General features: G+C 66.3%; 1 protein-coding gene. It reads right to left on the bottom strand.

Going from position 1 to position 1,782, the window contains the following annotated elements; translation table 11 throughout:
* Window positions 1-1,782: condensation domain-containing protein (locus NKH99_RS32580; RefSeq protein ID WP_353017962.1), on the bottom strand; the 1,782-nt coding region annotated here is incomplete at both ends.

The following is a 1,782-nucleotide window of genomic DNA, read 5'->3' as shown; positions in this document are numbered from 1 at the left end:
CCGGCTTCACCCCAAGCGCGATCAGGTGATGGGCAAGGCGGTTGGCGCGCGCGTTGAGCTCGCCATAGCTCAGGCGCTCGTCCTCGCAGACCACTGCCACCGCATCGGGGGCGCGCCGCACCTGCTGCTCGAACAGTTCATGGATGCACCGGTCCGACGGATAAGGCGCCGCCGTCCGGTTCAGCTCCTCCAGCAGGTAGGCGCGCTCGTCGGAGGGCAGGATGTCGATGCGGCCGACCGGCTGGCCTGCATCGGCGACCATCGCCCGCAGCAGCGCCAGCAGATAATTACGCTGCCGCTCGATCGTCGCCTGGTCGAACAGCGCCGTCGCATAGCCAAAGCTTCCGGCGATCTCCTCGCCATGCTCGCAAAGGCTCAGTTCCAGATCGAACTGGACTTGATCGAGCCCCTCCCCCGCAGCCTCTACACTCAGCCCCGGCAGATCCAATGACCCGATCGCATTGTTCTGCCAGGCCAACATCACCTGGAACAGCGGCGTGTGATCGAGAGCCCGGGGCGGCTTGACGATCTCCACCACCTGCTCGAACGGCAGATCCTGATGCTCCTGCGCCGCCAGCGCTATGCGCCGCGTCCGCTCCAGAAGCTCCGCCACGCTCGGCTCGCCCGACAGGTCCAGCCGAAGCGCCAGGGTGTTGACGAAGAAGCCGATCAGCTCTTCGATCTCGCGCCGGCCGCGATTGGCGCTCGGCACGCCGATGACAAGGTCGTCCTGCCCCGACAGGCGCGACAGCACCGCAGCCCACGCCGTCAGCACCGTCATGAACAGCGTCGTGCCATGCTGCCGGCTCAGCCGCTTCAGACCCCGCGTCAAATCCGCATCGATGACAACGGGCACACTGGCTCCGGCAAACGACTGTTGCTCCGGCCGCGGACGGTCCGTCGGCAAGCCAAGACGGGCCGGGGCGCCGGCGAGGGTCTCGCGCCAATAGTCCGCCTGGCTCTGCAGCCGGTCCCTCGTCAGCCACTGTCGCTGCCAGGCGGCATAATCCGGGTACTGGATTGCCAGCGGCGGCAAAGGATCGTCCTGTCCAGCCTCAAACGCCCGGTAAAGCTGACTGAGTTCACCCACCAGCACGCTCATCGACCAGCCGTCCGAGACGATGTGGTGCTGGGTCAGCAGGAAGACGTGTTCCTCATCCGATATCCGGATCAGACGCCCGCGGATCAGCGGCCCACGCGCGAGATCGAACGGCGTGAGGGCCTCTTCATGGCACAGATCCAAAAGCGCCGCCTCAGCATCTGGCCTGCCCTTGAGATTGTGCTCCAGCACCGGCAGCCCTGCATCCGGCGGCAGAACCGCGACCAGGGGCTTGCCCTCCGACGCGACAAAGACACTGCGTAGCGCCTCATGGCGGGCAAACAAACGGTCGAGGCCGCGCTGCCAGGCGCTGCGGTCGAGCACCCCACGCAGCCGCAGGGCCAGCGGCATGTGGTAGTTCGTGCTGCGTTCGTCCAGCTGCGCCAAAAACCATAGCCGCTGCTGCGCGAACGACAGCACCAGAGGCTCATGACGCGACACGGCCACAATCGCCGGCAGGTCTTGCGGACCGGAGCGGCTCAACAGCTCGACGATGCTTGCCGCCAGATCGGAAAGCGCCGGTTTGGCAAACAGCCTCGCCAGCGGCAGCTCGACGCCAACAACCTGCGACAGTCGGCTCGAGAACTGCACGGCCAGCAGCGAATGGCCGCCGAGCTCGAAGAAGTTGTCGTGGCGTCCGACCCGCTCGACCCTGAGAAGCTCCGCCCAGATCTGTGCCAGCG

The sequence above is a fragment of the Mesorhizobium sp. M0854 genome (assembly GCF_040319815.1).
Taxonomy (GTDB): domain Bacteria; phylum Pseudomonadota; class Alphaproteobacteria; order Rhizobiales; family Rhizobiaceae; genus Mesorhizobium.
This window is presented reverse-complemented; position numbering and strand designations above follow the sequence as displayed.